Source organism: Spirulina subsalsa PCC 9445, from assembly GCF_000314005.1.
In the GTDB taxonomy this organism is placed as follows: domain Bacteria; phylum Cyanobacteriota; class Cyanobacteriia; order Cyanobacteriales; family Spirulinaceae; genus Spirulina_A; species Spirulina_A subsalsa.
The window spans coordinates 4,196,195-4,211,971 of record NZ_JH980292.1; the positions used below are offsets into that span (position 1 = coordinate 4,196,195).

The 15,777-nt window shown below is 44.4% G+C and carries 15 protein-coding genes and 1 pseudogene; 6 read left to right on the top strand and 10 right to left on the bottom strand.

Annotated features, from left to right (window positions below):
- Window positions 1-79: 79 nt before the first annotated feature.
- From SPI9445_RS0119185 to SPI9445_RS27805, 3 genes are all read left to right on the top strand, one after another.
- Window positions 80-562, top strand: a complete 483-nt coding sequence (locus SPI9445_RS0119185; RefSeq protein ID WP_017306401.1) for a hypothetical protein — start codon at window positions 80-82, stop codon at window positions 560-562.
- A gap of 141 nt (window positions 563-703) precedes the next feature.
- Window positions 704-1,270 carry a hypothetical protein gene (locus SPI9445_RS0119190; RefSeq protein WP_164674560.1) on the top strand — a complete coding sequence of 189 codons (567 nt, stop codon included), beginning with the start codon at window positions 704-706 and terminating at the stop codon, window positions 1,268-1,270.
- Window positions 1,271-1,853: 583 nt separating this feature from the next.
- A complete protein-coding gene (locus SPI9445_RS27805) occupies window positions 1,854-5,411 on the top strand; it encodes a PAS domain S-box protein (protein WP_164674561.1) in 3,558 nt (1,185 codons plus the stop codon).
- Between the two features lie 182 nt (window positions 5,412-5,593).
- On the opposite strand, the gene SPI9445_RS0119200 is transcribed toward SPI9445_RS27805, so the two are convergent.
- From SPI9445_RS0119200 to rimI, 10 genes and pseudogenes are all read right to left on the bottom strand, one after another.
- Window positions 5,594-5,935 (bottom strand): XisI protein, encoded by a 342-nt coding sequence (locus tag SPI9445_RS0119200; RefSeq protein ID WP_017306405.1) that lies wholly within the window; start codon window positions 5,933-5,935, stop codon window positions 5,594-5,596.
- Window positions 5,923-6,162 (bottom strand): annotated as a pseudogene (locus SPI9445_RS26220) (element excision factor XisH family protein); the annotation flags it as partial. The pseudogene SPI9445_RS26220 and the gene SPI9445_RS0119200, both read right to left, overlap by 13 nt.
- A gap of 7 nt (window positions 6,163-6,169) precedes the next feature.
- Window positions 6,170-6,754 carry a Bpu10I family restriction endonuclease gene (locus SPI9445_RS31205; RefSeq protein WP_202803820.1) on the bottom strand — a complete coding sequence of 195 codons (585 nt, stop codon included), beginning with the start codon at window positions 6,752-6,754 and terminating at the stop codon, window positions 6,170-6,172.
- A gap of 3 nt (window positions 6,755-6,757) precedes the next feature.
- Window positions 6,758-7,081 (bottom strand): hypothetical protein, encoded by a 324-nt coding sequence (locus SPI9445_RS31210; RefSeq protein WP_017306408.1) that lies wholly within the window; start codon window positions 7,079-7,081, stop codon window positions 6,758-6,760.
- 42 nt (window positions 7,082-7,123) lie between these two features.
- Window positions 7,124-8,299 carry a DNA methyltransferase gene (locus tag SPI9445_RS0119215; protein WP_017306409.1) on the bottom strand — a complete coding sequence of 392 codons (1,176 nt, stop codon included), beginning with the start codon at window positions 8,297-8,299 and terminating at the stop codon, window positions 7,124-7,126.
- The gene (locus tag SPI9445_RS0119220; protein ID WP_017306410.1) at window positions 8,296-8,526 is read right to left on the bottom strand and encodes a DUF433 domain-containing protein; all 231 of its coding nucleotides are present in this window, start codon (window positions 8,524-8,526) and stop codon (window positions 8,296-8,298) included. The genes SPI9445_RS0119215 and SPI9445_RS0119220 overlap by 4 nt, the downstream gene beginning before the upstream one ends.
- The gene (locus tag SPI9445_RS0119225; protein WP_017306411.1) at window positions 8,523-8,771 is read right to left on the bottom strand and encodes a hypothetical protein; all 249 of its coding nucleotides are present in this window, start codon (window positions 8,769-8,771) and stop codon (window positions 8,523-8,525) included. Before SPI9445_RS0119225 ends, SPI9445_RS0119220 begins: the two co-directional genes overlap by 4 nt.
- Before the next feature lie 201 nt (window positions 8,772-8,972).
- Window positions 8,973-9,860 carry a GIY-YIG nuclease family protein gene (locus SPI9445_RS0119230; RefSeq protein WP_017306412.1) on the bottom strand — a complete coding sequence of 296 codons (888 nt, stop codon included), beginning with the start codon at window positions 9,858-9,860 and terminating at the stop codon, window positions 8,973-8,975.
- 126 nt (window positions 9,861-9,986) lie between these two features.
- A complete protein-coding gene (locus SPI9445_RS0119235) occupies window positions 9,987-12,455 on the bottom strand; it encodes an ATP-dependent Clp protease ATP-binding subunit (RefSeq protein ID WP_017306413.1) in 2,469 nt (822 codons plus the stop codon).
- A gap of 209 nt (window positions 12,456-12,664) precedes the next feature.
- Window positions 12,665-13,243 carry a ribosomal protein S18-alanine N-acetyltransferase gene (gene rimI, locus SPI9445_RS0119240; RefSeq protein ID WP_017306414.1) on the bottom strand — a complete coding sequence of 193 codons (579 nt, stop codon included), beginning with the start codon at window positions 13,241-13,243 and terminating at the stop codon, window positions 12,665-12,667.
- Window positions 13,244-13,521: 278 nt separating this feature from the next.
- Here rimI and SPI9445_RS0119245 point away from each other — a divergent pair, with 278 nt between their 5' ends.
- The 3 genes from SPI9445_RS0119245 to pdxH all read left to right on the top strand — a co-directional run bounded on the left by SPI9445_RS0119245 (window position 13,522) and on the right by pdxH (window position 15,762).
- Window positions 13,522-13,833 carry a DUF760 domain-containing protein gene (locus tag SPI9445_RS0119245; RefSeq protein WP_193379280.1) on the top strand — a complete coding sequence of 104 codons (312 nt, stop codon included), beginning with the start codon at window positions 13,522-13,524 and terminating at the stop codon, window positions 13,831-13,833.
- 1 nt (window position 13,834) lies between these two features.
- Window positions 13,835-14,965 carry an A/G-specific adenine glycosylase gene (gene mutY, locus SPI9445_RS0119250; protein WP_202803733.1) on the top strand — a complete coding sequence of 377 codons (1,131 nt, stop codon included), beginning with the start codon at window positions 13,835-13,837 and terminating at the stop codon, window positions 14,963-14,965.
- 155 nt (window positions 14,966-15,120) lie between these two features.
- Window positions 15,121-15,762 (top strand): pyridoxamine 5'-phosphate oxidase, encoded by a 642-nt coding sequence (pdxH, locus tag SPI9445_RS0119255; RefSeq protein ID WP_017306417.1) that lies wholly within the window; start codon window positions 15,121-15,123, stop codon window positions 15,760-15,762.
- Window positions 15,763-15,777 lie beyond the last annotated feature (15 nt).

The following is a 15,777-nucleotide window of genomic DNA, read 5'->3' on the forward strand; positions in this document are numbered from 1 at the left end:
GAATCCCCGTGCCTTTAGGTCGGGGAGTGTCCAAGGATTAAACATCTCAAATTCAAGGCTGAAACACACAAAGGATAAGATGTTGGCATCATTCAATCAACTTACTCTCAAAGCCCTAGGTTTAGCCGGCCTCGTCGGCATTAGCTTAGGCATCGCGGCTCCCGCCGCTTTCGCGCAACGTTATAGCGAAGACGGATTAGATCATCCCGTTTGGATGTACACCAACACGGAATGTCCTCCCGCCTATATCCCCAGCCTCCGCGAAACCACTCCCTTCTTCGGCGAAAAAGAAGAAATTGAGCCAATTCGTGGTTATAACCTGGCCTGCTGGGGCATGACTCGCCGTCCGGGTAGCCACATCTGCAAAAACAACCCTAACCCCGCTTGTGGTAATCCTGCCCACTTTGGTTATACCTACGGCACGGAATACCCCCAAGACATTGAAGGGATTGTAGACAGATATTGGCAAGAAATCGGTCAAGCTCCCCCCCGTGAAACCACCCTGCCTCCTACCTCTCCTGTAGCTCCTCCTCCTGTGGCTCCCGTTCCGGGTTTGTGGTAGTCTTACCCGTTAACTAACCTGTCCGGGGTGCAATCGAAGCCACCCCATTCTCCGTCCAGAGTTAAGGTCTTTATCCTCCTTACTTTGGACGTGGGATAGGGTTCCCAAAATCTCTAGGCTGAAATGCAAAAAGGACAATTTATGAAGCAACCCTTAACAGAAAAAACCCGTTCAGTTCGCTCCCTTGTCGCTGGAGTCGGGCTGGCGGGTTTCGGTTTACTCAATGGCAGCGCCGGGTTTTTGGCCAGTCCTGCGATCGCCCAAACCCCAACCCCTCCCCTCGAAATCGCTCAAGTTGAGGCAGACTGGAAAGAAATCGAATGTCCCCCGGCCTTTAGTCCAGGCGTTCCTCGTCCCTTTGATCCCAACTGGGGATATAACCTGAATTGTTGGGACATCGTGCGCACCGGATTTATCTGTGTCAACAATCCCAGAGCCGAATGTGGTCATAACGTGGAAGAAATTAACCTCGCCACCCATCGCCCCCCCACCCGTCGTTACACCCTAACCGACGAAATGCGGGAGCGCGGCCACTTTGCCTGTGTGAACAACGTCAATCCTGACTGTGGAAATCCCGTCAAATATGGGGTTCTCTACGGTGCCGAGTATTTATCGGACTTACCGGATCGAACCGATCCCCTCTGGCGGCAGCTAGGCGTTGAGCCACCTCCCCGTATGAATCCCCGGACTCCACCCGGTTTATGGTAATTTAGCCCAAATCGGCAACAACCCGGTTGATTGCACAATTTCTGCTTCTGACAAGTATTGTGCAATTGGCCGGGTTTCTCTATGGTTCTCCCCCATAATTCACAGTTTTTTCACAAAACAACGACATAATAGTTTGCGAAAAGGGGGAAAAATGACAGTTGTTTCCTTCCCTTGAGATGAGATATCCAAATGTTTGTTACGACATCTTGCCTTGAATTATCGGGGTGTCCTGTCCCCACACCCAATTTGCGAAATTAGAATGGCGTAGATCGATAATTCACGCCAACAAGCCTAAGTGTTCTTTAGAAAAAATTTAGATTATTGCCCAAAAACTTTCATCACAATAGAAAACAAGTGGCAGTCAAGGAGAGCGTTTCTCTAGCCACCAGAAGACCAACATCATTAATAATACTGCGTTCTAATCAAATTGAGGCTTAAAGAACAGCAATTATATTTTCTACTAGCCCCTAATCTCAGATTTCAAGCGAATTTGGGCTATTTTTTGCCATTAACCTGATCAATCAAATTTATTATGTCATCCTTCTTTCAACCCGCTAATTCCCAGCTGACAGAAACCCGCCTAATGGACAATCCTCAACGTTTGCGGGCTTTAGCAGATAATGTTTTAGGAGTCTTGTATCAATTTAAACTAACCCCCGAAGGCATTTATAGTTTTCCTTATATCTCCGCCGGAATTGAAGCATTATTAGGCATTTCTCCTCAAGATATCGAAAAAGATGCCTCACGGATGATTAATTTAACCCATCCAGAGGATCAGGCTCGTTTTGCGCAGACTGTCGCCCACTCAGCCCAAACCCTAACCGTTTGGGAGTGGGAAGGACGTATGATCTTGCCTAGCGGGGAGGAAAAGTGGGTTAAAGCCTCTTCTCGACCGAAAAAAGAACGTGATGGGTCTATTGTATGGGATGGGTGGATTTTAGATACTACCCAATCCAAACGGGATGAAATGTCACTGCAAGCCGCTTTTAAGCGAATTGAAACCATTTTAGCCGGTTGTAGTGATGGCTTCTTAGCCCTTGATAAACAATGGCATTTTACCCAACTCAACCCGATGGGTGAGAAATTATTCGGAAAAACCCAAGCAGAACTATTAGGTCAAAATATTTGGGAGGCTTATCCTGATTCCATTGGTTCTCCCTTTTATACCAACTATTATTACGCCGTAGAACACCAAGTTCCCGTCACCTTTGAGGAATATTATGCTCCCTTTGACACTTGGTTTGAAGTGCGAGCTTATCCCGTTGGAGATGAACTGTTTTCTTATTTTACGAACATTAATGCTCGTAAACAGTTAGAACTCCAGATAAATGAACAGACCACCGCTTTAGAAAATACAGAAAAACGCTATTCTTTATTAGTTGAACAAAACCCTCTCGCCGTCATTGAATGGGATCTAGAGGGAAAAGTCGTCAGTTGGAATAAAGCCGCAGAAGGGGTTTTTGGCTATTCTGCCTCCGAGGTTATTGGTTTTTCTATCTTAGAGCAATTAATCCCCGAAGAATTTAAACCCAATATTGAGGCAATTATCCAAGCTTTGCTAACCCAAACAGGGGGGAGTTATAGCAACAATGAAAATATAACCAAAGATGGGCGACGGATTACCTGTGATTGGTATAACTCCCCCTTAGTGGATGAAACAGGCAGCGTGACAGGGATTGTGTCCTTAGCTTGGGATGTGAGCGATCGCATTGCCGCCGAAAAAGAACGCCAAACCCTAGCCGCCGTTGTCCGCAATAGCACCGACTTCCTTGGAGTCGCCAACTTAGACGGCAGTGCCGCCTATTTAAACCCCACCGGGCGACAGATGGTTAAATTCCAGTCCGAAGACATCACCCCCTACAGTATGCTGGACTTTATCCCCTCAGAACAGCACGACTTTCTCCAACAAGAAATTCTCCCTACCGTCTTACAACAAGGCAGTTGGCGCGGGGAATTTTACCTTCGCAACTGGACCGATGATTCCGCCATTCCCGTAGACTTCAACCTATTTTTAGTCAAAAATCCTGACACAGGGGAACCCATTTGTTTAGCCAGTGCCACCCGCGACATTTCCGAAGAGAAAAAAGCCAAAGCCCGAATTCAAGAAGTGCAAAACTTCCTGACCTCCATTTTAGAAAACTTACCCGTTGGCGTAATAGCCAAAGAAGCCCAAGACCTGCGTTTTGTGTTGTGGAACGTAGCCGCCACTGAACTTTTAGGCCACAAAGCAGAAGAAGTCATCGGCAAAAATGATTATGATTTATTTACCCAGGAACAAGCCGATTTTTTCACCCAAAAAGACCGAGAAGTTCTCAACAATAGGCAAGTCATTGATGTTCCCGAAGAAGCCATCTTACGAGGGGATGGAGAAACCCGCATCCTGCACAGTCGAAAAACCGCTATTCTAGATTGTGAAGGTTCACCCCAATATCTCCTAGCCATTACCGAAGATATTACCGAACGCAAACAAGCCGAAGACCTACTCAGAGAAAGTGAAGAACGCTTAAATAGTATCCTAGCTTCTCTACAAGATATTGTCTGGTCAGCCTCCCATGAAACCTATCAATTATTGTATATAAATCCAGTGGCTGAACAAATCTATGGTCGCCCAATCTCAGATTTTTATGAGGACTCTAATCTCTGGTTTGAAGTGATTCATCCTGAAGATAAACCCCAGGTCATCAGTGGTTCAGAAAAACTCTTTAATCAGGGGTTCAACGAAATGGAATATCGCATTTTACGACCCGATGGCGAAGAGCGTCACCTATTGCAACGTTCCTATTTAGTGCGGGATGAATTCGGGCAAGTATTGCGTATGGATGGCATTGCGCGGGACATTACCGAGCAGAAATTAGCTATCCAACAACTACGAGAAAGTGAGCAACGCTATCAGGTTTTAGCCGATGCCGCACCCATTGGCGTAATTTACACCGATGTAAACTATAAATGCTTATATGTTAATGATCGGTGGTCTAAATTAACTGGATTAAGTTTTGAGCAATCCTTAGATCAAGCTTGGACTCAAGCCATTGCTAAATCTGATCGAGAGAAGTTGCTCAAAGCCTGGAATAGTCATAGTTGGCTTGAGCATTCTTTTCAAACAGAATGTCGCATTCAAGATGCGAATCGTAAAGTGCGTTGGGTCATTTATCAAGCCAAGCCAATTCTAGGGGAAGCGGGAGACATTACCGGTTATGTTGGCACATTAACAGATATTACCGAGCGCAAACGAGCAGAACGAGAAATTAAACAAAAAGCTCAAGAATTACAAAAAACCTTGCACGAACTACAGCAAACGCAAACTCGACTCATTCAAAGTGAGAAAATGTCCAGTTTAGGGCAGTTAGTCGCCGGAATTGCCCATGAGATCAACAATCCTGTTAATTTCATTTATGGCAACTTAGAGCATATCAAAACCTACGCTACTGATTTACAGGAAATTGTTAAAACTTATCAGGAATTTTATCCTGAGCCTACACCAGAAGTGCGGGAGATCCTAGAGGAGTTAGATATTGATTTCTTACTAGAAGACTTTCCCAAAACGATTAATTCTATACAAGTAGGGGCAAAACGGATTCGTTCCATTGTAGCTTCTCTGCGTACCTTCTCCCGTTTAGACGAGGCAGAATGTAAGGAGGTCAATATTCATGAAGGATTAGATAGTACCTTATTGATTCTGCAAAATCGTCTCAAAGCAAAACCCGAATCCCCAGCCATTATGGTTCATCGCAATTATGGCGAACTGCCCAAAATTCAATGCTATGCCGGGCAGTTAAATCAGGTGTTTATGAATATTTTAGTCAATGCTTTAGATTCCTTAGAGGAACGCGATAAAAAGCGAACCTATGAAGAGATTCACGCTCAACCTAGTGTGATTACCATTACAACTCAACTCTTAGGTTCTCAACAGGTACAGATTCGGATTAAGGATAATGGAGTCGGTGTTCCTGAATCGGTGAAGTCGCGGATTTTTGACCCATTTTTCACAACTAAAAGCATAGGCAAAGGAACAGGTTTAGGGATGTCCATTAGTTATCAAATCGTGACAGAACGCCATGGTGGAAGTTTAGAATGTGTTTCAGTAGTCGGACAAGGGGCTGAGTTTATTATTACCATACCTGTCCATCAAAGAGTGAGTTAGAGAGATAGTTAAAAACAACATTTAAGGCAAGCACAGTATCAGGTAGTTTTGCGAGAAGTGATGATCTGGGTTAACTAACGCACCAATCAAGGTTCTAGTACACCTAAAGAATGGTGCGTCAGGGGTAATGGTTAACAATAAAATTAGCTTTTTTCTCTCCAACATACCCTACAAAACTTTTTTTAAGCTACACCATAGTTTGTATAAGGACGCTTGTAGGGAGGGTGCAAACCCAAAACAATATCCTCTCGTGGAATTCCCATTTCCACCAACTCTTCCGCCGGATTGAATTCCGTTAGGTTTTGTTGTAGCCAAACTTTGCCATCTTTAATATCAAAATGAATAATTGTTCGGTAAATTCGATTTAGCTCTTGCCAACCCACATCCATCCATTGATAATGATCCCGTTGGGTATCAAAAATCAGTTGTGTTTCAATTTCAGAATTGGACTGGCAATAGTCTTGATTCGCATAACGAGTGAGAAGACTTTGAATAGCGGCTCGATATTGTTCTATTTTATCCATTGTGTAATGATCTCCTTGATTGGATCATAAACAATTAAAAGTACTTGATATTTTTGAATTGCTGTTTGGGTAAAATCTAATTGAAAAAAGGTTTGATAAGTTTCTAAGGGAACAGCTAAATAGAGCGTTCGCTCTGCTTCAATGGCTTCTAGTGCCAAGCGGTAGCTGAGAAATTGTCCGAGTGCTGCATAAAAATCGGTAATCGCAGAAGGCTTGAAAAAGCTTTTTCCTAATTCAAAAATGACCTTGATTAAGAACATTGTCTATTGATGAGTTTGTATTGTCAATCAGAGCTTGTATCTTATCAATCATTCTTTGAAATACATCACTGTAATATTGAGAGGAATCCAAAAAGTCTATATATTGCTGTCTATGCTTTTGTCTGGCTTCTGGAGTTGTGTACTGTTGACGAATATTAGCAGGAATCCGCTTTGTTTTTCTGACAATTAACACATCATCAATTTGAGTTGAAATAATCGAAACTGGAGTCATGTCTAGAAATTCACAGACAATAAAGTATAAAGAGCTAGGAACAGCCGTTTTTAAGTCTCTGCTGGTAGCAATAGCTTCTTGAAACATGGTTTTATCGAGATTGGTTTTACACTCTGCACAAACATATCCAAGATTTGACTCAATCAACTGACTCCCCTGAAATTCTGGATTAAATGATGATTGAAGATAGAGTTTTTTCCCCAGAATAAAATCTTGGTCTTTACTTCTAATGCTAGGTTCACCACCTTGACTCGAATTTCCGAGAGATGATAAAAAACTTAATCCAGCAAATGTATTTCTCGGACCTAACTCGAAAGAGTCATCCAGTCCTCATAAACTACGGAACACTAGCTGCGGTAAGAACTCTTCGAGGATAGTATTATCTAGTTTTAACTGTCCTTTCTGTCTGTATAGGAAGTTACTTGAACTATCAAAAATTAAATCCAGTTCGACAAAACGTTTGTATCGATTTGTTGCCTCAACTAATTTATGAATTGTATCAACTTGACCACGGTTAATTAACTCGATGTCTGATATCCATTGATGATACTTTTTGATAGCTTCTGCTAACTTTTCTTTGTCAGATTCAGGTAAGCGAGGATTGTTAAGACAAGCCATTAGTTTTGTGTAATGAGGTTGAGAAAAAATAGGCATAGATTTTGTGCTGATGAAGTTTAATTAAATTGAGTAGATAATCTAGAGATAAAATCGTTTATCTAAGGTGGGAGTGTTGTCAATTTCTTGAACTTTATCAATGGCAGCTTTAAGGTGGTTGATATTCTGGGGAGACACCCAACCCAGACTACTTTTTAATATATCTAATGCTACCTCTCTGGCAATCATTTTAAGGTTTTGTTGATCAAGGGAATTTTTCAGGTTGCAAAAATTGATAATATCTTCTCGAATGACTTGCCCGAACTTATTTTTAAATTCTCTTTTTTGTCTTAACTTTTTTTGAAAAACATTAGCATTTAAGCAGATTTTTTCAATAATATCAGCATTATAAAAAGGCACACCTAGGACATTAGATTGATGTCCTATTACCAAAACAAGACGGGCATTTTTTTTGCTAACCCTAGAAAATTCTCGGAGTGTCTCAGCCATGTCTAAACAGTATTGGACAACGGTATAAAATCGGTTGCTGCGGTTAGCTCGATTTGAGCCTATTTCTGACCGCGCTATTTTTAATAAATCCCATTCAAGAAGTTCGGCAGATTTACGGTAGTTTTGATGATAATTGAATACATTAATGTAGGGGGGAGATGTGATGATAAAATCGATAGAATCGTTGGGTAATGGCAGAGAACGGGCATCTGATAAACCTACTTTAATGGGATGATGGGAATAGGGTAGATTTTTTATCAGGTTGACTAAATCAGTAAATTTTGACTGGATTAATTCATTGGTCACAGAATTTTTTTCAACATCGAGTAAAATTACTAGAGTATCAAATATTTTTCTGGTTTCTGGATCTAGTTTTTTTCTAATTGTGGTCAGTTTTTGGGCTAAATTTTCCACTGGTTCATGTTGAAAAATTCTGTAAGGAAATTCTCGATCGACTAATTCTCGGAGGATATGAATTAAGTCCAGTTTTCTAGGGTGATTGATAAGCTGATAGGTTTGGCTGAGGATAAAAGCGGCAGGATTAATGTCAAAGCCATAGGCAGAAAGTTGCAGCTTTGCTGCTTCTAATAGAACAGTGCCGCTTCCGGCAAAAGGATCTAAAATAATGTAATCTGGTAAGCAATATTGTTCTAGGATTACTTCAATAAGCTGAGGGGAAAATTGTCCCCGCCAAGCAAACAAGTTCGACCTATTTTTATGAAAAATATCTAGTTTTTCTTGGGAAATGGGTTGATCAAATGGCTTCAATTTCTAATTGTCCTCAATATTTCGTTGCTGTCCATCTTGACAAAGAGAAGTGATGCTTGCAGATCCTTTGCTTCCAAGTCTGGTATTTCTTCTAAAATTTCTTCTGCACTCAAAACGGCTGGGAATACATCCAATACATCGGACACCCAAACTCCCATCCCTCGGATGCAAGGACAGCCAGCGCATTGGCAGGGATTAATGGTGATTCTTTCCAGTAAGGTTGTCATGATGACTCTATATAATCTGATAAAGTGGGAATGGTAGATCCCACATACATTTTAAACTGGTCTGTTAAATAATCTGCGATCGCGTCAAACTCCTCATCGGCAAGGATATCATAGCGGTCTGCTGGCAAGGCTAGAGGTTCGTTGTTCTTCGTAGACACAAAATCAACAAAATTTAAAACTTCTAAGATTTGACCCTCAGATAAAGAATGTAGCTTCTGCACAATTTCTGAAATTAATGTTTCCATTTTTCTTCCTAGTATTAGTATCAATGAAATTCATACACCCCACACCTCTATTTTAACCAGTGAAGCGACCAAGAAAAAGAAGTGATGATCTGGGTTAACTGAGGCACTAATAGAGGTTTTAGTCGGCTTAAAGAATGGTGCGTCAGGGTTAATGATTAGAAATAAAATTATCTCGTTTTCTCTCTGACACATCCTAGAAAACTATTCTTTCCAATTTTTCCAAAATAGTGGGATGGGATCATAGTCTCTTTCAACTGGTGTAATTTCATAAAATTCTTTAATAGATATCATTTTATCAAATTGATCTATAAAATGAATATATGTATTATTTTTGAAATAGAGAAAGTCATCACTAACAATAGCTTGTGTTTTGATCCCTGCTAATCTCCAAGTAATAGAATGTTCTTTTAAAGATTTAAACTCATGATCTTCAGGGGTAATATCAATAATTACTCCGTTACAGTAAATTTTCCAATGATTATTATAGGCTCTGCGTATGCGAGCCTGTGTTTTTTGTTCTCTACTACCAATTCGAGGTGATTCAGCAAACCATATTTCACCATATTTTTGCCATTTTATTTTTAAACATTTATCTTTGTTTTCCGCTTTAAATTTTCTAATAATAGCTGCTGCTCCCTTTGCAGTTGTATCACTAGAATCGTATTTAACATAAATGATCGTAAGTTCATTACTCAGAGGCTTTATCTGTCCTACTACAACTATCTTTTTTGCAATTGTTCTAAGTAACTTTTTAAGCGTTATTTCTGATGGTATAATCTCGGAATATTTAACCTTGGTCTGATTCATTAAAGGTTGATATTGTTGAATAAAATATCTTTCTGCTGAATCTAAATCATCTTTACTCCAAACTAGATAAGTAATTTTAACTGGATACTTTTGACTCACTATTTGTAATTCAAATTTTCGATGATGTGTTTTCCATCGTTTGTTTAAATTTTCAGCTTTTCCTATATAGTGAATAATACTCTCAGAATCTAAAGCAAAATAAATACCTGCACAATTAGGGAGTGAATTTAAGTCATTAAAGAGGACGTAAGGTAATTGAAATGGGTCAATTTCTAAAGTCATAACTTAACTCATGAATTATCTCTAATAACAAGGGCTTGCCAAATTGATATAAGCTGCACTTTAAAAACAGAGGAGTGAGCCATTAGACCCACTCCTTTATTTTAATAACTCAACCAGCTAAGAACCTTAGTTCTTCTCTAACAGAATCTTAGGCTGTTCACCGGCCCGGACAACGACTTTATTCTCTTCGTCAATGTCCACGCTGGCGGTGTCTCCATCGCCTAAACGACCGGAGAGAATTTCCTCAGCCAGAACGTCCTCTAACAGTCGCATAATGGCACGACGTAAGGGACGGGCTCCGTAACTGGGGTTGTATCCTTCCTCAACGAGACGGTCTTTGAATTTCTCCGTCACATCTAAAGAAATGCCTTGTTCTTTCAAACGATTGAACACTTCTTTGAGCAGAAGATCGGCGATTTCCTTAACTTCGTCTTTGGACAGTTGACGGAAGACGATGATTTCATCGAGACGGTTGAGGAATTCAGGTCGGAAGTATTGTTTGAGTTCTTCGTTGACTAAAGAACGAATGCGGTTGTATTGCGCTTCGGTCTTGTCGTCGCTGAACTCGAATCCTAAACCGCCGCCTCCTTTTTCAATCACTTTTGACCCGATGTTAGAGGTCATGATTAAAAGGGTATTCTTAAAGTCTACTGTGCGCCCTTTGGCATCGGTCAAGCGACCATCTTCTAGGATTTGCAACAGCATATTGAAAACGTCGGGGTGCGCCTTCTCGATTTCGTCGAAGAGGACGACGGTGTAAGGACGACGACGGACGGCTTCGGTGAGTTGTCCCCCTTCGTTGTAGCCGACATAACCGGGAGGGGAGCCGATTAACTTGGAAACGGTGTGACGTTCCATGTATTCGGACATATCCAGGCGAATCATGGCATCTTCGGACCCGAAGAAGTAGGCGGCCAAGGATTTGGTTAACTCGGTTTTCCCGACCCCAGTAGGGCCAGAGAAGATGAAACTGGCGATGGGTCGGTTGGGGTTCTTGAGGCCAACACGGGCGCGACGGATGGCACGGGAGACGGCTTTGACGGCATCTTCTTGCCCAATTAGGCGCTGATGCAGGGTGTCTTCCATGTGCAGGAGTTTTTCGGACTCGGTTTCGGTGAGTTTGTTGACCGGAACCCCTGTCCAAGAGGCGACGATGTGGGCGATTTCCTCGGAGTCCACCATTGGGCCTTCTTCGCCTTTGTCGTCTTCGCCTTTTTTGGCGGCGGCGATCGCACGAATTTCGGCCTTGATTTCCATTTCCCGATCGCGCAGTTCCCCGGCTTTATCAAAGTCTTGGGCGCGCACCGCGTCATCTTTTTGTTTCAGAATTTGGCGCAGTTGTTTGTCCAATTCCTTGGCCGCTGGGGGCAGTTGGGAGTTCATCAAACGCACCCGGGATCCGGCTTCGTCGATTAAGTCAATGGCTTTGTCGGGCAAGTAGCGATCGCTAATATACCGATCCGATAGCTTGGCGGCCGCTTCGAGTGCCTCATCCAGGATTTTCAGTTTGTGGTGTTGTTCGTAACGTTCGCGCAACCCAAACAGAATCTCAATCGTTTCATCAACCGTCGGTTCACCCACCATCACGGGCTGAAAACGGCGTTCTAGTGCCGCATCCCGTTCAATGTGCTTGCGGTATTCGTCCAGAGTCGTAGCCCCAATGCACTGGAGTTCCCCCCGGGCTAAAGCGGGTTTGAGGATATTGGCGGCATCAATCGCCCCTTCTGCGGCCCCGGCTCCAATCAGGGTATGAACTTCGTCAATCACGAGGATCACATTACCGGCCGAGCGAATCTCGTCCATGATCTTCTTGAGACGTTCTTCAAATTCCCCGCGATATTTCGTCCCCGCGACCAATAGACCAATATCTAAAGTCACAACCCGCTTATCCTCTAGGATATCGGGAACATCGGCGTTAGCAATGCGTTGGGCTAGACCTTCGGCAATTGCCGTTTTCCCGACCCCGGGTTCCCCAATCAGCACCGGGTTGTTCTTGGTGCGTCGTCCGAGGATTTGGATCACCCGTTCGATTTCCTTCACCCGTCCCACCACCGGATCTAACTTGCCTTCCCCAGCCATAACCGTGAGGTTGGAGCCGAACTCATCCAGCGTAGGAGTTTTGGTGCGGCCTTGGCTGCCCCCTCCGGCAGAAACTTCCGCCGTTTCCCCTAACATCCGAATCACTTGGGTTCTGACCTTCGAGAGATCCACCCCTAAGTTCTCTAACACCCGGGCGGCCACACCCTCACCCTCGCGGATTAAGCCGAGGAGGAGGTGTTCTGTCCCGATGTAGTTATGCCCCAGTTGGCGCGCTTCTTCCAGAGATAGCTCCAGAACCCGCTTTGCTCTTGGTGTAAAGGGGATTTCTACTGCGACGAAGCCAGAACCGCGTCCGATGATTTTTTCGACTTCGATTCTGGCATCCTTGAGATTCACGCCCATGGATTTCAGGACTTTGGCCGCTACGCCAGTTCCCTCACCGATTAGACCCAGAAGGATTTGCTCGGTTCCCACAAAATTGTGGCCTAAGCGTCTAGCTTCCTCCTGAGCGAGCATGATCACCTTAATGGCTTTTTCTGTGAAGCGTTCAAACATGACCTATTTCATCACCTGTTGCTTGCCCGTTGTGTTGCTCATTCTAGCATAGGGGAATTTATCCCTGTAGAAATCCACAGGGATTGAGCCTCCTTTCCCGTCATCAGGGGCTGGGTGTAACAGCCTGTAGCGTTGATGGGGTCTAGGATTGAGCGATTCAGTTAGCGGGGACAATTAGCCCAAAAAAGGCCTGTAATTCCCGGTGATTTTTAAGGATTTGTGGGCGATCGCACCTCCCGGATGGTTTCGCTCCCATGCCAGTGATACTCCTTCAGACGGGCGGCCGCTTCGGCCTGCCACTGGGCGATCTCTTGGGCAAAAGAGGGGTACTGTAGCCCACTCCGCCACAAAATCAAAGCATCCTCGGCTGGATTTTGGTAGTATTTCGGCCGACTTCCGGCGACTTTAAAGCCAAATTTTTCATAGAGGCTGAGGGCGACAGCATTGGAAGTCCTCACTTCCAAGGTAGCCCGTTCTAACCCTCGTTGACCTGCCCGTGCCAAGAGAGCAGACAGCAAGAGTTTTCCGAGGCCTTGACCGTGATAGTTAGGATGAACTGCCAAAATCGTAATATGCGCTTCGTCTAAAATCGCCCAAAAACAACCCACACCCAGCAGATGAGACTGTCCCGGAACGCTTAAAACCAGCAATTCACTATTCGGACTGTCTAACTCTCGCTGATAGCCCTCCACCGTCCATAAACCACCGAGACACAGACGGTCTAACTCAACTACCGCGTCGAGTTGTTCAACGGAGAGGGGCTTTAACTGAAGTTGAAAAAAAGTCACAGCCTTTTAGTTTACACTCAAAGCGAAACGGGTACTCTAAAAATATAGGACAATTAAAGTATTCCTTCAGACCCCTAACAGGGTGTCATGTCCAGAAAGCCGAAACATAAAGATCGGTAAAGCGATGTGTCATAAAAGGCTACAATTGTTAAATTAGTTTGCAAGGAGTCCCTCAGTGGTGTAAAAGCTTCGCATCCAGTGGAACAGCAAGCTGTTCACAGCAAACCATGCTAGGAGGTAAAACCGTGAATTACGAGAGTAACCGGAGTCAGGATTTTATGGGTAATGATCATGAGGGTGGGAATCAACTGTGGCAATATGTCCAAAATCTAAGTCCTGAAACCATTGCACAACTGTCTCGGCCGCAATCGTCCGAGGTGTTTAGTGTGATGGAGCGCAATATTATTGGGTTATTGGGAACCCTGCCGTCTGAGCATTTTGATGTCACCATTAGCACCAGTCGTGAACATTTAGGGCGCTTGTTAGCCTCGGCGATTATGAGCGGTTATTTTTTGCGCAATGCCGAACAACGGATGAACTTTGAAAAAGCAATTCAAGGCGTTGAGAGTGGGGCAAAAGACGCAGAATAGATTGCACCGGACTATTCCCCATCAAGCCAGCCAGTTCTCGCCATCGGCGCTGGAGGACTTGCGGCATTCTCTTCTGAGGTGGTATGACCACCAAGGGCGGGAATTACCTTGGCGGGGGGAGTCTGACCCTTACAAAATTTGGGTTTCAGAAATCATGCTGCAACAAACCCAAGTTAAAACGGTGATTCCTTACTATCAGCGTTGGTTAGAGAAATTTCCCACTTTAGAGCAGTTAGCCCGGGCGGATCAACAAGAGGTTCTGAAGGTTTGGGAAGGGTTGGGTTATTATGCCAGAGGGCGCAATCTCCACAAAGCCGCCCAAAAGATTGTAAAAGATTATGGGGGAATTTTTCCCCAAACCCTAGAGCAGGTGTTAAAGTTGCCGGGGATTGGTCGCACTACGGCCGGAGGAATCCTCAGCGCGGCTTTTAATCAGCCTATCTCGATTTTAGATGGCAATGTGAAACGAGTGTTAGCCCGTCTCACGGCGTTAACGGTACCTCCGACCCAAGCGTTGCCCCAGTTGTGGCAATGGTCGGATCAATTATTGGATCCTGAGCATCCCCAGGACTTTAATCAGGCCATTATGGATTTAGGGGCAACCCTTTGTACTCCCAAAAATCCCGCTTGTTTACTCTGTCCTTGGCAAAAACACTGTCAATCCTATGAGCAAGGTCTGCAAAATCAATTACCCATGCGTGAAATGACTTCCCCTTTACCCCATAAAAATATTGGTGTTGCCGTAATTTGGAACAAACAAGGACAGATTTTAATTGATCGGCGTTTAGAAGGTGGACTTCTGGGCGGACTGTGGGAGTTTCCGGGGGGTAAACTGGAAGCGGGAGAAAGTTATGAGGACTGTATCCGGCGAGAAATTCAGGAGGAATTGGGGATTGAGATTGAAGTGGGCGATCGCCTAATCACCGTCAATCACGCCTATAGTCATTTTCGCATTACCCTGAATGTCTACCATTGTCGCTATCTCGGCGGTGAACCTCAACCCATTGAATGTCAAGAAATTCGCTGGGTGACTTTGGAGGAAATTGATCAGTTTCCCTTCCCGAAAGCCAACAGTCAAATTATTGCCGCCTTACGGGAGCAAGACTATCCTAGAGCGAGTAATCAAGGTTAGCTCATCGTCACGAAGTGAACGCGAACGGGGATGTCCCTAAAAAGACATCTAGAGCCTCCCGTAGAAACAGGAAGACCTCATAGTAATATGGGGAAGCCCGCACCGTACCCGTAGGGTCGGTGTCGGGAGGATGTCACGAGGACGGGAGCGAGAGGATGACTTTATCCATTGCTGATTTACGCCAAAACTACACCCAAGGGGGATTACAGGAACAGGAAGCGGCCGCTCATCCCTTTGAGCAGTTTAAATTGTGGTTAGAGCAGGCGATCGCCGCCCAACTACCAGAACCCAACGCCATGACCCTAGCCACCGCCAGCCCCGAGGGTCAACCTTTTGCCCGCATGGTGTTATTAAAAGCCCTAGATGAACAAGGCTTTGTTTTTTTCACCAACTACACCAGCCACAAAGGGCAACAACTCAGCCAAAATCCCCAAGCCGCCCTGGTCTTTTGGTGGGCTGAATTAGAGCGACAAGTGCGCATTGAGGGGCGAGTGGAACAAGTTTCTCCTGAAGAATCGGATCAATATTTTTGGAGTCGTCCCCTCAACTCTCAACTGGGGGCTTGGGCCTCTGAACAAAGTCAGGTGATTCCCCATCGAGACATCTTAGAACAGCGTTTAGAGGCACTCCAACAGCAATATCAGGAGCAAGTCGTTCCACGCCCCCCCCACTGGGGAGGGTATCGCGTCATCCCCCACACCATCGAATTCTGGCAAGGTCGCCCTAGTCGTCTTCATGACCGTCTCTGGTATCGTCTCGAAGGGGGGGAATGGCGGCGCGAGCGTCTCGCGCCTTAATCCAGTGCGCTGAAG

Coding starts and splice junctions, on each gene's coding strand:
- SPI9445_RS27805 (WP_164674561.1), top strand. CDS start 1,854: ATGGACAATCCTCAACGTTTGCGGGCTTTAGCAGATAATGTTTTAGGA.
- SPI9445_RS0119200 (WP_017306405.1), bottom strand. CDS start 5,935: ATGGATAAAATAGAACAATATCGAGCCGCTATTCAAAGTCTTCTCACT.
- SPI9445_RS0119235 (WP_017306413.1), bottom strand. CDS start 12,455: ATGTTTGAACGCTTCACAGAAAAAGCCATTAAGGTGATCATGCTCGCT.
- SPI9445_RS0119245 (WP_193379280.1), top strand. CDS start 13,522: ATGGGTAATGATCATGAGGGTGGGAATCAACTGTGGCAATATGTCCAA.
- SPI9445_RS0119230 (WP_017306412.1), bottom strand. CDS start 9,860: ATGACTTTAGAAATTGACCCATTTCAATTACCTTACGTCCTCTTTAAT.
- SPI9445_RS0119190 (WP_164674560.1), top strand. CDS start 704: ATGAAGCAACCCTTAACAGAAAAAACCCGTTCAGTTCGCTCCCTTGTC.
- pdxH (WP_017306417.1), top strand. CDS start 15,121: ATGACTTTATCCATTGCTGATTTACGCCAAAACTACACCCAAGGGGGA.
- SPI9445_RS31210 (WP_017306408.1), bottom strand. CDS start 7,081: ATGCCTATTTTTTCTCAACCTCATTACACAAAACTAATGGCTTGTCTT.
- SPI9445_RS0119185 (WP_017306401.1), top strand. CDS start 80: ATGTTGGCATCATTCAATCAACTTACTCTCAAAGCCCTAGGTTTAGCC.
- SPI9445_RS0119225 (WP_017306411.1), bottom strand. CDS start 8,771: ATGGAAACATTAATTTCAGAAATTGTGCAGAAGCTACATTCTTTATCT.
- SPI9445_RS0119220 (WP_017306410.1), bottom strand. CDS start 8,526: ATGACAACCTTACTGGAAAGAATCACCATTAATCCCTGCCAATGCGCT.